The organism is Rhodococcus sp. K11/5 (genome assembly GCF_055193735.1).
This window is the reverse complement of record NZ_CM143721.1, coordinates 382,385-397,772: the sequence shown is the minus strand read 5'-3', so window position 1 is coordinate 397,772 and position 15,388 is coordinate 382,385. Positions and strand designations below refer to the sequence as shown.

Here is a 15,388-nt window from a genome sequence, read left to right as displayed (position 1 = left end):
TGTCAACATGCAGCCATGACGACTGAACCCAATGCTGGTTGGTACCCGGACCCCGATCCCCGCAACGCCAACGGTCAGCGCTATTGGGATGGTGCGCGTTGGACCGAGGATGCCCGTATGGCTCCCGCTACAGGCTTCAGCACAGCGGCACCTGATCCTGGCGACGGAGGCAGAGGCCGGCGCGCACTGAATACCAAAATCTTGATTGGCTTCGTCGCTGCGATTGCGTTTTTGTTTCTCGTCGCGGCGGTGGGTGCAGTGGTTGGAGACAGCGATGAGGAGTCCGCCGAAGCGAATGGCGTTGGCACCGTGGCTGAGTCGACGCCGATAGCGCCGCCGGCCATAGAGTCAACTGCCCCCACACCGATAAGCCCCCCTGCCGCTGCAGTACCCCCCACCGCGCCCGCGAACCCGCTCATCGCAGGTTGCGAAGCGACGCCACCGGAGTTGCTCGATGTCATCGACGTGTCACTCGAAGACAACGGATACAGGTTCGCGGAGACGGCGGTGGTGCGAGACGGTTCGACGGTCTACGTCGCCGGTGAAGTGCACGAGCTGGACGACGGTGGAATCCGATCCCGTGACGACCTGTTCGTCGAGCGGGACGGTGTCGTCACGCCGGTCTCGTCCACGGTGCGTGCAGAGAGCAGTCTTCTCGATGTGTCGGACGAGCTCGGTGTGGACTTTCTCGATGACGCCGCCCAGGCTGCTCTCGACTGTGCCCGTACGTACTAGCCTCCACCGGACCGATGACAGGAACACCATGATGAAGCGAACTGTCCTCCACGCCGCTGTGGGCGCGCTCGCGCTGGCGGGGTGCGCATCGGGCGAGGAACCGGATGCCGCGAACGTGGCCACCGGGGCTGCCACGACGACAGCGGTTGCCGAGTCGGGTCCACCGGTCAGTGCGAGGAACGCCATCATCAAGACGTTCGGCGAGGTGGCCGGACTGAACTGCGACGACAACGGTCTCGACGGAGATTGCGACGTGAAGGTCACGATCGACGCTCCGATCATCGCGACGGGGTGCTATGCCGACGCTACCGTCGAGAACGGCGGGAGCGTTCTGGCCTTCCCGGTGTCGGCCACCACCGGAGCGGAATTCGACCCGGCTGCATACACCGGAGTTCTCTACTCGAACTACTTCTCGGTGGTGCGCTCGACGGGCGTGACGATGAGGAATCTCGACACCGACGCCACCCTAGGCTGCGATCAGGACTCGAGCGTGTTCCTCGACTCGTTCTCACCGCAGTCCACCTACGAAGGGTTCGTCGTGCTGGACGTGCCGAACGATCCCGAGGTGCTGCTCTACAAACCGTCGCAGGCCGATGGTGGGTGGGAGTACGCCCTCGACATCCCGGCGGCTGCACCGCCGCCTGCGGTCGCACCCCCCGCCGAGACCGGATCCGGCAACAGCGCCGGCCCAGCGGAAACAGAGTTGGTGCCGACTGCACCCGTGCCGAATCCCCTGACCGAGGTTCCTGCCGGTCCACCGAATCCCTACCCGGACAGCCGTGACAGCTACGGCCGCGACACCGGCACGGGTGGGTCTGCGTTCGTCGAATGCGCCGATCCGACGATCTATCAGCAGGGCACCGGCGTGTTCGCCGACGGCTCCCTCGACTACGCACCGCAGTGCGCCGGCTGAGGGTCCAGGCGGGTACCACTCGGCGTCGAATTCCAGAGTGCAACACAGCACCTGTCAGAGATCGATACTTACAGGGGGTGCGGCCAAGAAATAACCACCGCGCCTGGATGGCATTACCCCACGGCCCACTGGATGCGGCGCGTCTCGTCGTCAAGGAAGACGTCGACGATGAAACCGGCCAGGAAGCTGGCGGAGGGATTTCCGGTACGCACCTCCACGACGGACATGGCCGCCCAGTTGATGAGCACAGACTCGGGTTCGCCGTCGGCGGTGACCACATCGCATTGGTCCACCACGAGCCGTTCTTGGGTCCAGCGCCGGATGTGGCAGACAAGGTCCGCACGGGTTTCCAGGCCGAGCCTGAAAGCGTAGGGCTGAGCGACACGAGTGAGGAGTAAGAAAATGGCGAGTCATCCTGTAGCCGTCGTAGGCGACGACGGACCTTACGTTGTGCTCTTGCCCGGCGGCGGCGAGTCGGTGCACGGTTACTTCCCCGGCTTGGCCGAAGGCCTCGTCGAGGACCCGGGATGTCGGATCGTGCTGTACGACCGCCCCGGCACAGGGACGAACCCGAACCCCGGCGCCCTCGACGGTGCAAGCGAAGCGCTACACCGGATGCTTCACGAGCACGGATTCAGCCCTGCGGTGCTGATCGGTCACAGCCTCGGAGGAGCCGTGGCGGCCCTGCTCGCCAGGGACTACCCCGACGATGTCGCCGGCCTCGTGTTGATCGATCCGTCCCTGGTGAACGATGCGCGGGGAGCGACAATGACCGAGCGGGGGGCGGGATTCGCTGCCAAACTATGGCGCGTTCCGCTCATCGAGAAACTTTTGACCCGCCAGTTCCGTAAATACGGCAACAGGCTCGCTGACCGCCACAGGCTGACACCCGACGCACGACCTGACTTCGTCGACGCCGCCGTGGTCGACGTGCCACGGTTGAGCGAGGCAGTCCGAGGTTTGGCCTCGATCGCTACAGAATTCCGGGACGCCGACTTTCCACGCATAACCTCCGCGGTCATCACTGCCCACCGCAAGAACACGTCCCGGATCTTCACCGCCCACAACCGCCTGGCCCACGCCCTGGGCGCCACCGTCCACCAGTGGCCCGATTCAGCCCATGCCGTCCATCTGACGAACCCCGCCCAGGTCCTCCAGGTCTGCCGACAGGTCGTCGCGACAGCAGACCCGGGGCCGGAGAAGTCTCGACCCTGAACTCGCTCGGGTGACGTACCGCGACTCTCGCCGCATGCGGCACCATTGCCCGATGGACACCGTGATGCACACCCACGACGTCGTCCACCTGTGGAAGCGACTCGCCGACATACAGGTGAACGCGTGGATCGACGGCGGATGGGGCATCGACGCACTGCTCGAAGAGCAGACCCGCGAGCACAGCGACCTCGACCTGGTCATCGAGGCCCACGACCACGACGCGACAACGGCGCTGCTACGCGATGACGGCTTCGACGAAGTGCACATGTGGTTCTCGACGCCGGTGCACACCGTGTGGCGGGTCAACGGACACCGCTGCGTCGATCTGCACGTGATCACCATCGACGACCGCGGCGTCGGAATCTTCGGCGACGACGGCGAATATCCCACCGAAGCGCTCACCGGAACAGGCCTGATCGGCGGACACCCCGTCCGATGCATCAGCGCCGCCGCTCAACTCGACTTCCACCGCGGCTACGACCTCCGAGAGCGAGACCGCCACGACGTCGGGCTTCTCACCGAGCGGTTCGATCTGCCGCTACCTCCGGAGTACCGGGAAACGACGACCTGACCTGACCCGACCGGATCGGATCGGATCGGATCGGTGCACTCTGGAACCGGACGAGCCGCCAATCTCGCTGACGGGCGACGACACCGGCGGTACTCGCCTATCCGTCGCTGCCACGCGGTCCACAACGTCCATGGACATCGAGACTTGTGGGGGTTGTCACGAACAATCTCAGCCGGGACTTGGGTGCCCTCGGGGCCCCAGTGCGAACGGGTGTCTTGCCGACTCTGCGTGGTCGGCGGCGAGCCGTCAGTTCGGACGCTGCTGGCTTCCTGTCCGTCGACGACCGTGTTTGAGCGAGCGCATAGATAGTCGAGCGCTGGTCGTCGTTCTCGAAGAACGCCGCACGGCCCGGCACGGCAGCAGTGCACCGCCGAATCGGACACCCGTGAGTCCCCCACATGTCCACGCCCCTTGGGTCGCGGTACCGAGTTGTGTCACTCTCGTGTCATCGAAAGCGAAAGCCCAGGTCAGAGTGGCCGAGACCGGTGACCCTTGAAGTCCGGATGAAAAGGTCAGTTTCGAATACTTGCTGGTCAGAGCGGTGCCGTAGTGCACTCCATGGACCTACGGCACTTCATTTGCGCGCAATCAGAGCTGAAAAAGCGGTCATGCGAATCGCATAACCGCTGATCAGACTATGTTTTGGAGCCGCCTAAGAGAATCGAACTCTTGACCTTTTCATTACGAGAACGACGAGAGGCGTACAGGCGAGTGCGCCTGAAGTTGCGAAACACCGCCTGAACTGCGGCAACCGTCCGAACCGGTTCACGACGGTTCATGGCCGTTCGTACCGACATGTGTCACTGTCGTGGCATCGAGAGGCTTCCCGAGCGCTGGGTTCCAAGTTACCGACCAGTAGGACGCCCACAAGGTTTCGCAACTTCGCCCCGCCCCATCCTTGACCACCGTCGGAGCATCCGATTTTCCCGAATCGGAACAATGACACCCTCCCGACTGTTGAGCGGGGTATGACGACCTACAAGACTGTCAATCCTGCCGACGGCACAACTGTGAAGGAATTCGAGACTCTCGACGGTGCCGGCGTCGAGCGTGCACTTGCCGATGCACACGCCGGTTTCCAGACATGGCGCAAGGCCTCACCGAAGCATCGCGCCGACATCCTGCACAAGGTCGCCGATCTCTACACCGAGCGTTCCGACGAACTGGCCCGCACGATCTCGCTCGAAATGGGCAAGCCCCTCACCGAATCCCAGGGCGAGGTGGAACTGTCGTCGAACATCTACCGCTACTACGCCGACCACGGCCCGTCGCTTCTCGAGGACGAGAAGCTCGACGTACCCGGCGCGGAAGACACTGTGCTGCAGCGTAAGCCGGTGGGCGCTCTCGTCGGCGTCATGCCGTGGAACTTCCCGTACTACCAGGTTGCCCGGTTCGCCGGCCCGAACCTGATGGTGGGCAACACGATTCTGCTCAAGCATGCACCCAATTGCCCGCAGTCGGCACTGCTGATGGAGGAGATCTTCCAGCAGGCCGGACTCCCCCAGGACGCGTACATCAACATCTTCGCGACCAACGACCAGATCGCCGACATGATCGCCGACTCCCGCGTCCAGGGCGTCTCGCTCACCGGTAGTGAGAGGGCCGGAACCTCCGTCGCCGAGACGGCCGGACGCAACCTCAAGAAGGTCGTCCTCGAACTCGGCGGATCGGACGTATTCATCCTGCTCGACTCCGACGACATGGACGCCACCGTCGAATCCGCTACCCGGGCGCGGCTGTCCAACGCAGGCCAGGCCTGCAATGCCGCCAAGCGCATCCTGGTCGCCGAGGAGGTCTACGACGACTTCGTCACCAAGCTCGTCGCGTCGTTCGAAGCCGTGCAGACCGGCGACCCGCTGGACGCGAAGACCACCCTCGGACCCCTGTCGTCGCAGACCGCCGCCGACACGCTGATCGAGCAGATCGACGACGCCGTCGCCAAGGGCGCAACGCTGCTGACCGGCGGTAAAAAGATCGACGGACCGGGTGCCTACGTACAGCCGACATTGCTGACCGACGTCACCCCGGACATGCGCGCCTACAGCGAAGAGCTGTTCGGACCGGCCGGCGTGATCTACAAGGTCGAAAGCGCGCAGCAGGCAATCGAATTGGCGAACTCCTCCGCATACGGTCTCAGCGGCTCGGTGTGGAGCGCTGACCTCGACAAGGCCCGCGACGTGGCCGAGCAGCTCGAAGTGGGCATGGCGTTCGTCAACGAACACGGCACCACGCTGCCAGGTCTGCCGTTCGGCGGAGTCAAGCGCTCCGGCGTCGGCCGCGAACTGGGCCCGTGGGGCATGGACGAGTTCGTGAACAAGAAGCTCGTGCGCGTCTCAGCGAAGTAGATCCTGCTGGCATGGCTCCCCGGACACGATGTCCGGGGAGCTTTCGCGTTCCCCGTCGTCGAGCATTTCGACCCGGTACTGCGGGCGTAGCCGATAGGTTCGAGTTTCGTCCCCATCGCCGTGTCGAGGAGTAACCGTGGCCAACGCTTCGTCGTTCGTATCCAAGCAGGACGACATCGAGATCAGCACCTACACCTGGGCAACGGCCGCCGATCCGGCTCGTGGACAGGACTCTGACCACTCCCCCGGCCCGGTCTGTCGAACTGTCGACTAGAACAGATGTAGATCCTCGTTGGCGTCCACAACGGCGCCGGAGGTCAGTTGCCGCGTGCGATCCATTCCTCGAGATGCGGCGCCTCGGTACCCACCGACGTGGAGTCGCCGTGCCCGGTGCGGACCTCGGTGGCGGGGTCGAGGGTGAAGATCTTGTCCCGGATCGAGTCGATGATCGTGGGGAAGCTCGAGAACGAGCGACCGGTCGCGCCGGGACCCCCGCTGAACAGCGTGTCGCCACTGAAGAGCACGCCCAACTCGGGCGCATGCAGGCAGCACGATCCCGGCGAGTGACCCGGGGTGTTGATGAGGATCAGTTCGGTCCCGGCGACGGTGATGCGCTCGCCGTCGGTGATGTCGCGGTGACCGACCTCGGGATGGGTCTCCCGCCACAGCATGTCGTCACCGGGATGCAGCAGCACCGGTGCGTCGAGCCGCTCCGACAGCTCGGGTGCGACGGTGATGTGGTCGTTGTGGCCGTGGGTGGCGACGATCGCCCGCACCGTGCGCCCGGCGACCGCGTCGGCAATGGGGCCGGCGTCGTGGGCGGCGTCGATGATCACCACCTCCGAGTCGTCACCGACGATCCAGATGTTGTTGTCGACATCCCAACTGCCGCCGTCGAGTTCGAACGTCCCCGACGTCACGACGTGGTCGATGCGTGCGCTCACAGGATCACCACCGAGCGCAGCACGTCGCCGGACTCCATCTTGTGGAACGCCGACTCGATATCGTCGAGCGAGACCCGCTCGGACACGAACTGCTCCAACGGCAGGCGGCCCTGCTGGTAGAGGTTGACGAGCATCGGGAAGTCTCGTTCGGGCAGGCAGTCGCCGTACCACGACGACTTCAACGCGCCACCGCGGGAGAAGAAGTCGACGAGCGGCAACTCCAGGCGCATCTCCGGCATCGGGACACCGACGAGGACCACCGTGCCCGCGAGATCCCGGGCGTAGAACGCGGTCTCGTAGGTCTCGGGGCGACCCACGGCATCGATCACGACGTCGGCGCCGTTGCCGTCGGTGAGGTCCTGGATCGCGGTGACCACGTCGTCGACCGTCGAGCCGTCGATCGTGTGGGTGGCGCCCAGACCCGTGGCCCACTCCAGCTTCCGCGCGTCGCGGTCGACGGCGATGATCGTCGACGCACCGGCCAACCGCGCACCGGCGATCGCCGCGTTACCGACACCGCCACATCCGATGACCGCGACGCTGTCACCGCGCTCGACATGACCGGTGTTCATCGCCGCGCCCAGACCCGCCATCACGCCGCACCCGAGCAGACCGGCGACCGCCGGGTCGGCGTCCGGGGCGACCTTGGTGCACTGGCCCTCGTGGACGAGGGTCTTGTCGGCGAACGCCCCGATTCCCAGCGCGGGCGTCAGCTCGGTCCCGTCCTCCAGCGTCATCGGTGCGCTCGCGTTGTGGGTGTCGAAGCAGTACCAGGGACGTCCTCGCTTACATGCTCGACACTGGCCGCACACCGCGCGCCAGTTCAGGACCACGAAGTCGCCCACGGCGACGTGGGTGACCTCATCGCCGACCTGCTCGACGACGCCCGCGGCCTCGTGACCCAACAGGAACGGGTACTCGTCGTTGATCCCGCCCTCCCGGTAGGCGAGATCGGTGTGGCACACCCCGCATGCCTGGATGTCGACGACGACATCGCGGGGGCCCGGATCGGGGATGGTGATCGTGACCACCTCGGTCGGTGCGCCCTTGGCCTTGGCTACTACCCCGCGGACCTGCTGCGGCACTATTGCTGGCCTCCATCCTGTGTGTACGCCGGTGATGCCGGATGTGCTGTCACAGGCTCGAAGTGAAAGATCTGGACGCCTCCGGTGGCGAAGTTCGCGACGTCGGCTTGCGCCGCCTGCCCTTCAGGCGACGCTAGCGCCGCGAACAGCTTGTCCGATGACTCAAAGTCCGCCTCGAACATCGCTGCGAACTGTGAAGTACCCTCTGCTGCTGTCACATTGAGTGAGTAGCGAGACGCCAGCACATCTGGAATCTTTCGCGCTATCGGCACGTGCACGCTTTCGTAATAGTTGCGAAACTCACCCGGGTCGGCGGGCCGACCGTACAAAACGAGAAGCGTGTACATCAGGGACGCTCGTTTGCGTTGCGGTCGAGGACGAAGTCGTAGGTGGCCTGCTGGCCGCCATCGATGTCCTGCGGGTCCAGCACGAGTTCTGGCTTCACGGCGTCCGCCACGTCGTCGTCGTTGTGGGGGTCGCCGGGAAAGTACAGCTGCGTGGTGATCTGCTGATAACCTGGGGCCCCGACTTTGAGGTGCAGGTGCGCGGGCCGCCACGGGTGCCATCCGGCCGCGGAGATCAGCTTGCCGCAGGCGCCGTCGGTGGGGATCTGGTATGGCGCGGGCTTCATGGTGTGGATGTGGAAGCGGCCGTCGGCATCCGTGGTCACGGTGCCCCGCAGGTTCCACTCGGGGATACCGGGGGCGAACTGCGCGTAGAAGCCGTCGGCGTCGGCATGCCAGATCTCCAACGTCGCACCCGACAGCGGGCTCCCGTCAACCGCGCGGACCTGACCCTCGAACAGCAGCGGCGTCCCCTGCTCGCCCTCTCTCGTGGGAAGCCATGCCTCCGAACCGAGTTCGGGCGCCTCCGGGACGTAGTACGGCCCCTCGATGGTGCCCTTGCTGCCGTCGCGGCTCTCGCTGGCGACCTCCTCCACGACGTGCTCGACCCAGACGTCGAGGAACAGCGGCCACTCGCCGTCCTGCCCGACTGCGATCAACCACGACTTGAGCGCGTTGTACTCGTCGTAGGTGACCTGGTGGTCGCGGATGGTCTGGTGCACCGCGGACAACACCTCACGGGCGAGCGCGCTGACCCGCTCGGGCGGGGTATCTGCACCCGTGCTCTTGTCGGCCGTGAATCGCTGGGTGGCGTTGGCACCGGACGCCGCCGCGGTGGCGACGCTCTGGTCGACGGTCATGGTGTTCTCCTTGAAGTCATATTTTTGAGTGACAAGCAGGCATCGGTGTCAGCTGGCCAGTAAGGCTGAAGCCGGCGTGTACTTTTCGCGCCTGATTCTCCGCGGCGACATCCGACGTCGTTTCAGGGCACGAACGCCGGCCTCGACCATGGCGGGCGGCCCGCATAGGTACGCGGCGTAGTCGCGACATGAGCCGATGTCGTCCAACAGCGCATCGCCGACGTATCCGATACGGCCGGACCACTGGCCGCGGCTGAGGCACGGCGTGTAGCTGACGCCTGAAAAGTCCGTCGCGAGATGTTGCCAGAAGTCGATGTCGTATAGCTCCGGCTCGGTTCGGACACCGTGGTAGACGTGAATCTCGCGATCGGGATCTACCTCGAGGGCTGCTCGGGCAATTGATTTGAGAGGTGCCATCCCTGTGCCGCCGGCGAGCAAGATCAAGCCGAGTTCAGGCTCGTCTGCTTCGAAACAGAAGTCCCCCCAGGGGCCTGTCATATTGACGGGATTGCCTACCGCCATCGAATCGAATATCCATCGGTCCGTGGCCAAGCCGTCCACTTGCCGACGGACGTGAAATTCGAGCTTGTCGGGTTCGCTGGGGGGGTTCGCCATCGAGTACGGCCGAGTGACATCTGTTCCCGGTATTGACAACTCGACGTACTGACCCGCGGTGAACTCTAATGGTTCATCGAGGAGCACGGTTACGGCAAGGGTGTCTTTGGCGACCTCCCGCAGGGAAGCGACTGTGCCTGCGATATCGCGCAAGACGTGATGATTGGCATCCGATTGTCCCTGCGGCGGCTCAACGACGAGGTCGGAAGTGGGCGCCGTCTGACACGACAGAACAAATCCCTGTTCCTGCTCACTGGAGGAGAGGACCGAGTCGAGAACTTCCGGCGTGTCGAACGTTCCATCCACTACACGGACTTTGCATGTGCCGCACGTCCCTTGGTTGCAGGAGTTGGGAACCCATACGCTGTTGCGTAGAAACGCGTCGAGTATCTTCTGGTTCGGGCCGCACTCCACCGATGCCGCACCCACTGTCACCGAGAAACCCGTCGGCTCGGCCATGCTCAGACCTCCCACACAGTGACCAGCGACGTCGGCCCCCGGAACCCCCAGCCCCAGAACTCGACATCAGCGGAGGTGTCGCGCTCAAGATTCGGAATGGACTCGAACAGCTCCTCCAGTCCAATGCGGCAGACGTGATTGGCGAAGTAGATCCCGGCGCAGGCGTGGCTCCCCGCTCCGAACGCCAGGTGCGGGAGGGGAGGACGCGTAATGTCGTACGTCGATGGGGCTTCGTAGACGGTGTGATCGTGATTGGCCGACCCGTACGACATCAACACCACGGAACCCGCTGGCAGGTGAACGCCCGCCACTTCGACGTCCTTTGTGCTGATTCGCGCAGTCGCCGACCAGATCGGAGACGTCCATCGCATGCCCTCGGAGACCGCACGCGGGATCAATCCGGGCTCATCGACGACTTGCTCGAATTGGTCGGGCCTGGTGAACAGTCCCACAAGGGCTGACGCCATCGCATGCCCGGGCTCCTGCATCGCACCGAGGAGGTAGACGTACAGTGTGGGGTAGATGTAGTCGCGGTCCCGGGTCTGCCCTGCGGGCATGCCATCGTGCAGCCAGTGCGAGATCGCGCTGTCGTCGGGGTTCTCGATCCAGTTGTCAATCAAGGGGTTGACAATGGATTGGATCTCGATTTTTGCGGCGTCGGCCTCCGCGAAACCCTCCGGGTTCGTGAATTCTCCGTTTTCGTCGACTCCCGCGTTGGTGAACGAGTTCGACAACTTGTGGAACCACTCGCGCAGTTTGTCCGAGCTCACCGACTGCAGACCAAGAAGGTCACCCAGGGCTCGGACACTGACGGGCTCGCAGTAGTCGGCGACCAGTTCTGCTCGGCCGGCGTCCTCGAACTTTTCGAGATACCGGCGGGCGATGGGCCGCACCAAATCGTCGATCCATCGATCGACCTCTTGGGGTTGCAACGCCGGATCGACCATCGAGCGCAGGTCGTCATGGATCGGTCCGTTCACACCGATAACGGCGGGGTGACCAAAGGTGCGGCCACCTGCCTTGGTGATGACGGCCTCGAAGTCAGGGCTGGTCGCGATTGACCGGCAGATCTCTGCGGTCGTCGCGACGTACGACCCGAGCACCGGGACGTATGCGAGGGGTGTCTCTTCGCGCAGCCGCTCGTACACGGGGTAAGGGTTGCGCTCGAGTTCAGTCATCGAGATTTCATCGATCCACGACACGCTGCTGCTCATTGGGTCCTCCACTTGCAGTCCGAGATTTGTCGTACGACCACCGCCGACGTTTGCTAGGGAGTGACGGTAGGCACGGGACGGCAGCGCGGCGACACCAAATACGCGGTGTCGAGACCGATTGCGCGAGGGGTGTGACGGTGATCGCAAAAGTTGAGCCATGTGCCGTCGATCACGAGGTCTAATGGATTGCAACCGACCCTGCCTGGACACACGATCGGAACTTGGAGCCACATGACGAGGCCCAGCAACACCCACACCAGCGACTGGGAGGCTGCTCACCGAGCCGTCGAGCAGGTGTACTTTCCACACGAGCTGGTCGCGTTGACGTCGCCGAATCTACTGGAGCTTGATCTCCAGACTGTGGACCTGGGCCCCGTAACCATCGGCAAGCTCAACTGGGGAACTGACGTGTCTATTGCATGCGACTATCCAGATGCCTACGAGATAAACATCCCGCTCAGCGGGGTTTTAGAGTCACGCGCATCGTCGGCAACGACGGTCTCGCAGACCGGGGAGGCTACGGTGTTTACCGCAAACCGCCCTTCCTTGATCACCCGATGGTCTGCCGATTGCGTAGTGGTCGGCGTCAAGTTCAATGCAGCGTTCCTAGAACGCGAGGCAGACCGGGTTCGTTCCACAGCCCTACGCTCACAGCTTGTGCTTCCCGACAGGTTGGACCTGGCAGGACCGGACGCGCAGGCTTGGGTCTCGCTCGTGCGTGCTCTCTCCGCCCAGCTGCGGCAGCCCGCTGATCTCCTCGCGAACCCATTGGTGGGTCCACAGCTAGCGAGCGCCGTGAGCAGCGCATTACTTCTGGCGGTCTCACCGGAAGAAGCCGGTAGCGGGCTGCGGCCACGCACCGTCAAGCGGGTCCTTGACGCCCTCCATGACGACCCAGCGCGCGACTGGAGATTAGCGGACATGGCCGAAATTGGCGGATGTAGCCTGCGCCGACTGCAGGAAGGATTCGCAGAACATATCGGAGCCAGTCCCACCCAGACGTTGCGGGATATCAGACTGCAACGAGCACATGTTGATCTGGTGTCACCCGATGGCACCGATACCGTGGCCGAAGTTGCTGCACGATGGGGGTTCTCGAGCCCCAGCCGCTTAGCGGCCGCATACCGTCGAAGGTACGGCGTACCGCCCTCGCAACACCGGATTCTGTGACCACCGAGCGTCTCCGACATCAGTGGCCTGTCGCAGTGCGGTGGCCGCAAATCCGGCCACAGGGGACCACTGTCAAGATCCACTGCCCGCCGCTTCGGGCGACTGAACACGTCCAGCGTCAGCCGGTGGTGAGCAGTCTGGTACAAACTATCTCGGCCACGAGTTCCGGCGCCTCGGCGGGAGCCAGATGTCCGGCGCCCCGAGGACTGTCAATCGAGCACCCTGCACCCGCGCAGCAATCTCGCTCAACCCAGCGACCGGCGTGGCGATGTCATCGCTGCCCGCAATCAACTCCAACGCCGTATTGATGTGGATGAGGTTGTTGCGCGCATCGAACGCCCAGAGAGCCTCACAGACACGGGCGTAGCTTTCGGCGTCGCAGGCGCGCAGAGACGCCACAAGAGCGCTCACAGTGGCCGGTTCGCGGTCTCGGAATCCAGGCCCAAACCAGCGCTCCAGGGATCCGGCAACGACGGCGTCGATCCCGTTGGCACGCCGGAGAGCAGCCCTCTGCGCCCACCCGTCAGGGGTGCCGATACGCGCGCTCGTGCACGCCAGCGTCGCGGAGGTGACGAGACCGGGATGCCGTAGCACGAGGGCAAGTCCGACGGCGCCACCAACGGAATCACCGGCGTAGTGCACCGACGTCAGGTTCCGGTCGGCCAGTAGCTCGGTCGCTATCGCGGCAACAGCATCGGCGAGGTCCTCGACGGTGAAGCGGTCCGCGGCCGGCCGGCCGGTGCCGTGTCCGGGGAGCTCCCAACCGACGACGTCGGCGGCGCTGTCGAGGAACCGGGCGCATGGACCCCACAACGCCTCGACGGACGTGCCCAGCGAGGGCCCCATCAGCAAAAGCGGGCGATCGGGGCTGCGAGGCCCGAGGTCGACTGTTTCGAGCTGTTCTGTCGTCACGAGGCGAGCTCCAGCTCGATCCCGACGACATCGCGCAGCTCTGCCAGGGTGGTGCCGTGCAGGTCGCGAACCGTGACGCCGTCGTCGCCGACGTCGAAGGTCGCGAGGTCGGTGTAGACCCGTGTCACGCAACCGACACCGGTCAGCGGGTAGGTGCACTGCTCGACGAGTTTGGACGTCCCGTCCTTCGTCGTGAGGGTCATCATCACGAACACCTGCTTGGCGCCGATCGCGAGATCCATCGCTCCGCCGACCGCGGGGATCGCCCCGGGGACACCGGTGTGCCAGTTGGCGAGATCGCCGCGCGTGGACACCTGGAACGCCCCGAGCACGCAGACGTCGAGGTGACCGCCGCGCATCATCGCGAACGAGTCCGCGTGGTGGAAGTACGACGCGCCCGGCAGCTCGGTCACCGGCATCTTGCCGGCGTTGATGAGGTCGGCGTCGATCTCGTCGCCGGTGGCGGCCGGGCCCGTATACAGCATCCCGTTCTCGGTGTGCAGCACAACGCCGGAGTCAGCGGCCAGGTGGTCGGCGACGAGAGTCGGCTGGCCGATGCCGAGGTTGACGAAGGAGCCACTGTGGATGTCGGCGGCGATCGCCGCGGCGATCTCGTCCCTACTCGAACTGGAAAACCCAATCTTCATGGGCTCCTCCTTCGGCGGAAACATCGCCCTACAGCTCGCGCTCCGTAATCCCGACCTCTTGCCCTCGGCGAAGGGGCCCCATGACTCGATCTGCACGCCTTCGGTGCGCATCAGTTGGTGGTAGTCGGTGTTCTGTTTGAACGGGTGGGTCTCGATCTGGTTGTCCACCGGGACGACATCGTTGTTGATGATCAGGTCGAGCAGCTGGTCGGGTGCGAAGTTCGACACCCCGATTGCCCAGGCCCGGCCTTGGGCGGCGATGTCCTGCATCGCCCCCCACTCGGAGTAGTAGTCACCGAAGGGCTGGTGAATCAGGTAGAGGTCGATGTAGTCCAGTCCCAGCTTGGCCAGCGACGCATCGAAGGCACGCTTGGTGTTGCCCTCGCCGGGCGTGGATCACCGATGGCGACGGTTCGGTCACCGTCTGCACTGCCCGCACGTTCGGTGGAGCGGTGCGCACCGCGCGGGCGTACTGCCATGCGTGGGGTGGCCGGGGTGCGGTACATCGAGGACATCACCACGGGGTGCCTCGACACCGCGGCGTGGGCACCGCTGATGGAACCATCGCTGGATCCGCTGCCGTATCTGTTCACCGTCGAACTAGGTACCGCATCGCGGGCTCGCCGTCGTCGACCACCGAGAGCAGGTCGCACGAACGCGGAACCAGCGGGTACCTGCCCCCGGTCACTGCCCGAGCCACAGTCGCAGGCGGGCCACCGCTGCTATCTGGTCCACGACGACGGCAACCATCGTCGTCGAGGCTCCCGCTGCGGTGCGTAGGCGGTCAGGACACCCACGCCGCCGGTCGCCGCCCCGCCGACACCGCAAGAACCACCGGCGGCGCGTCGAACGAGCCCACTAGGCGGAACCCGGAACAGACTCGCGCGATCAGAGACTGGGCCGACGAAAACGAATACATAGTCGGTCCACGCGGCCGAATCAAGGCGGACATCGTCGAGGCGTGCGACGCCGCCAACGGACCGGTCACTCCCCCACGCAGTACAGGAGAACGGGCCGCACCCTGCTCCCCGACCGAACGACATCGGCCAAAAGGAGACAAAGGACGCAGCTTTAGCTGACAGAATCCAATTATCGGCGATGTTCATCCTGGTCGGCCTGAAACCGGCTCTTCCCAGATGAGGGTGTAGGTCGGCCGGGCGCGTCGGTCCGCAGATAGACGTCGAGGTCTCCCGACGATGGAGGTTCCTACGCCATCCATCCGAAAGACCTCGACGTGTCCGACGCTACCCCGCCGGCCGGCTTCGGCCGCCCTGACCTGACCGCCTTCGCGGCTCATCCCAATCGACCCTGATCGGGTCTGCTGACCCCCTCGACGAGAACGCAGCGACATCACAGCCA

General features: G+C 64.6%; 17 protein-coding genes and 1 pseudogene. 8 read left to right on the top strand and 10 right to left on the bottom strand.

The features are described from left to right. Positions 1-15 precede the first annotated feature (15 nt). The gene (locus ACY466_RS01985; RefSeq protein ID WP_463249395.1) at positions 16-735 is read left to right on the top strand and encodes a DUF2510 domain-containing protein; all 720 of its coding nucleotides are present in this window, start codon (positions 16-18) and stop codon (positions 733-735) included. 28 nt (positions 736-763) lie between these two features. Further along, a complete protein-coding gene (locus ACY466_RS01980; protein WP_463249394.1) occupies positions 764-1,648 on the top strand; it encodes a hypothetical protein in 885 nt (294 codons plus the stop codon). A gap of 113 nt (positions 1,649-1,761) precedes the next feature. Here the strand turns inward: ACY466_RS01980 and ACY466_RS01975 are convergent, their stop codons facing one another. Next, positions 1,762-1,944: a hypothetical protein gene (locus ACY466_RS01975; RefSeq protein WP_463249392.1), complete on the bottom strand. Its 183-nt coding sequence runs from the start codon at positions 1,942-1,944 to the stop codon at positions 1,762-1,764. Between the two features lie 154 nt (positions 1,945-2,098). On the opposite strand from ACY466_RS01975, the gene ACY466_RS01970 reads away from it, so the two are divergent. The 4 genes from ACY466_RS01970 (at position 2,099) to ACY466_RS01955 (ending at position 6,053) form a co-directional block, all read left to right on the top strand. Continuing rightward, positions 2,099-2,863, top strand: coding sequence for an alpha/beta fold hydrolase (locus tag ACY466_RS01970; RefSeq protein ID WP_463249391.1), 765 nt, complete (start codon positions 2,099-2,101; stop codon positions 2,861-2,863). A gap of 52 nt (positions 2,864-2,915) precedes the next feature. Further along, on the top strand, positions 2,916-3,434 hold the full coding sequence (locus tag ACY466_RS01965) for a nucleotidyltransferase domain-containing protein (RefSeq protein ID WP_463249390.1): 519 nt from the start codon (positions 2,916-2,918) through the stop codon (positions 3,432-3,434). Positions 3,435-4,402: 968 nt separating this feature from the next. Then, the gene (locus ACY466_RS01960) at positions 4,403-5,779 is read left to right on the top strand and encodes an NAD-dependent succinate-semialdehyde dehydrogenase (RefSeq protein ID WP_463249388.1); all 1,377 of its coding nucleotides are present in this window, start codon (positions 4,403-4,405) and stop codon (positions 5,777-5,779) included. A gap of 136 nt (positions 5,780-5,915) precedes the next feature. Next, positions 5,916-6,053 (top strand): hypothetical protein, encoded by a 138-nt coding sequence (locus ACY466_RS01955; protein ID WP_463249386.1) that lies wholly within the window; start codon positions 5,916-5,918, stop codon positions 6,051-6,053. A 43-nt stretch (positions 6,054-6,096) separates the two neighbouring features. On the opposite strand, the gene ACY466_RS01950 is transcribed toward ACY466_RS01955, so the two are convergent. The 6 genes from ACY466_RS01950 to ACY466_RS01925 are packed head-to-tail and all read right to left on the bottom strand — an operon-like array spanning position 6,097 to position 11,300. Then, positions 6,097-6,723, bottom strand: coding sequence for an MBL fold metallo-hydrolase (locus ACY466_RS01950; RefSeq protein ID WP_463249384.1), 627 nt, complete (start codon positions 6,721-6,723; stop codon positions 6,097-6,099). Then, on the bottom strand, positions 6,720-7,808 hold the full coding sequence (locus tag ACY466_RS01945; RefSeq protein WP_463249383.1) for an S-(hydroxymethyl)mycothiol dehydrogenase: 1,089 nt from the start codon (positions 7,806-7,808) through the stop codon (positions 6,720-6,722). Before ACY466_RS01945 ends, ACY466_RS01950 begins: the two co-directional genes overlap by 4 nt. Beyond that, positions 7,808-8,155, bottom strand: a complete 348-nt coding sequence (locus ACY466_RS01940; protein ID WP_463249381.1) for an EthD family reductase — start codon at positions 8,153-8,155, stop codon at positions 7,808-7,810. The genes ACY466_RS01945 and ACY466_RS01940 overlap by 1 nt, the downstream gene beginning before the upstream one ends. Further along, on the bottom strand, positions 8,155-9,012 hold the full coding sequence (gene catA / locus ACY466_RS01935) for a catechol 1,2-dioxygenase (RefSeq protein ID WP_463249379.1): 858 nt from the start codon (positions 9,010-9,012) through the stop codon (positions 8,155-8,157). Before catA ends, ACY466_RS01940 begins: the two co-directional genes overlap by 1 nt. Before the next feature lie 48 nt (positions 9,013-9,060). After that, positions 9,061-10,086 carry a 2Fe-2S iron-sulfur cluster-binding protein gene (locus tag ACY466_RS01930; protein ID WP_463249378.1) on the bottom strand — a complete coding sequence of 342 codons (1,026 nt, stop codon included), beginning with the start codon at positions 10,084-10,086 and terminating at the stop codon, positions 9,061-9,063. Between the two features lie 2 nt (positions 10,087-10,088). Beyond that, on the bottom strand, positions 10,089-11,300 hold the full coding sequence (locus ACY466_RS01925) for a cytochrome P450 (protein ID WP_463249376.1): 1,212 nt from the start codon (positions 11,298-11,300) through the stop codon (positions 10,089-10,091). 231 nt (positions 11,301-11,531) lie between these two features. Between ACY466_RS01925 and ACY466_RS01920 the strand changes: the two genes are divergently transcribed. Further along, the gene (locus ACY466_RS01920) at positions 11,532-12,470 is read left to right on the top strand and encodes an AraC family transcriptional regulator (RefSeq protein WP_463249375.1); all 939 of its coding nucleotides are present in this window, start codon (positions 11,532-11,534) and stop codon (positions 12,468-12,470) included. Between the two features lie 147 nt (positions 12,471-12,617). Here the strand turns inward: ACY466_RS01920 and ACY466_RS01915 are convergent, their stop codons facing one another. The 3 genes and pseudogenes from ACY466_RS01915 to ACY466_RS01905 all read right to left on the bottom strand — a co-directional run. After that, a complete protein-coding gene (locus ACY466_RS01915; RefSeq protein WP_463249373.1) occupies positions 12,618-13,382 on the bottom strand; it encodes an alpha/beta fold hydrolase in 765 nt (254 codons plus the stop codon). Further along, the gene (locus ACY466_RS01910; protein WP_463252105.1) at positions 13,379-14,029 is read right to left on the bottom strand and encodes a 3-oxoacid CoA-transferase subunit B; all 651 of its coding nucleotides are present in this window, start codon (positions 14,027-14,029) and stop codon (positions 13,379-13,381) included. The genes ACY466_RS01915 and ACY466_RS01910 overlap by 4 nt, the downstream gene beginning before the upstream one ends. Positions 14,030-14,131: 102 nt before the next feature. Beyond that, a pseudogene (locus tag ACY466_RS01905) lies at positions 14,132-14,356 on the bottom strand (aldo/keto reductase); the annotation flags it as partial. A gap of 125 nt (positions 14,357-14,481) precedes the next feature. Between ACY466_RS01905 and ACY466_RS01900 the strand changes: the two are divergent. Further along, positions 14,482-15,108 carry an Lsr2 family DNA-binding protein gene (locus ACY466_RS01900; protein WP_463249372.1) on the top strand — a complete coding sequence of 209 codons (627 nt, stop codon included), beginning with the start codon at positions 14,482-14,484 and terminating at the stop codon, positions 15,106-15,108. Positions 15,109-15,388: the final 280 nt, after the last annotated feature.

Coding starts and splice junctions, on each gene's coding strand:
- ACY466_RS01985 (WP_463249395.1), top strand. CDS start 16: ATGACGACTGAACCCAATGCTGGTTGGTACCCGGACCCCGATCCCCGC.
- ACY466_RS01980 (WP_463249394.1), top strand. CDS start 764: ATGATGAAGCGAACTGTCCTCCACGCCGCTGTGGGCGCGCTCGCGCTG.
- ACY466_RS01965 (WP_463249390.1), top strand. CDS start 2,916: ATGGACACCGTGATGCACACCCACGACGTCGTCCACCTGTGGAAGCGA.
- ACY466_RS01960 (WP_463249388.1), top strand. CDS start 4,403: ATGACGACCTACAAGACTGTCAATCCTGCCGACGGCACAACTGTGAAG.
- ACY466_RS01940 (WP_463249381.1), bottom strand. CDS start 8,155: ATGTACACGCTTCTCGTTTTGTACGGTCGGCCCGCCGACCCGGGTGAG.
- catA (WP_463249379.1), bottom strand. CDS start 9,012: ATGACCGTCGACCAGAGCGTCGCCACCGCGGCGGCGTCCGGTGCCAAC.
- ACY466_RS01930 (WP_463249378.1), bottom strand. CDS start 10,086: ATGGCCGAGCCGACGGGTTTCTCGGTGACAGTGGGTGCGGCATCGGTG.
- ACY466_RS01925 (WP_463249376.1), bottom strand. CDS start 11,300: ATGAGCAGCAGCGTGTCGTGGATCGATGAAATCTCGATGACTGAACTC.
- ACY466_RS01920 (WP_463249375.1), top strand. CDS start 11,532: ATGACGAGGCCCAGCAACACCCACACCAGCGACTGGGAGGCTGCTCAC.
- ACY466_RS01910 (WP_463252105.1), bottom strand. CDS start 14,029: ATGAAGATTGGGTTTTCCAGTTCGAGTAGGGACGAGATCGCCGCGGCG.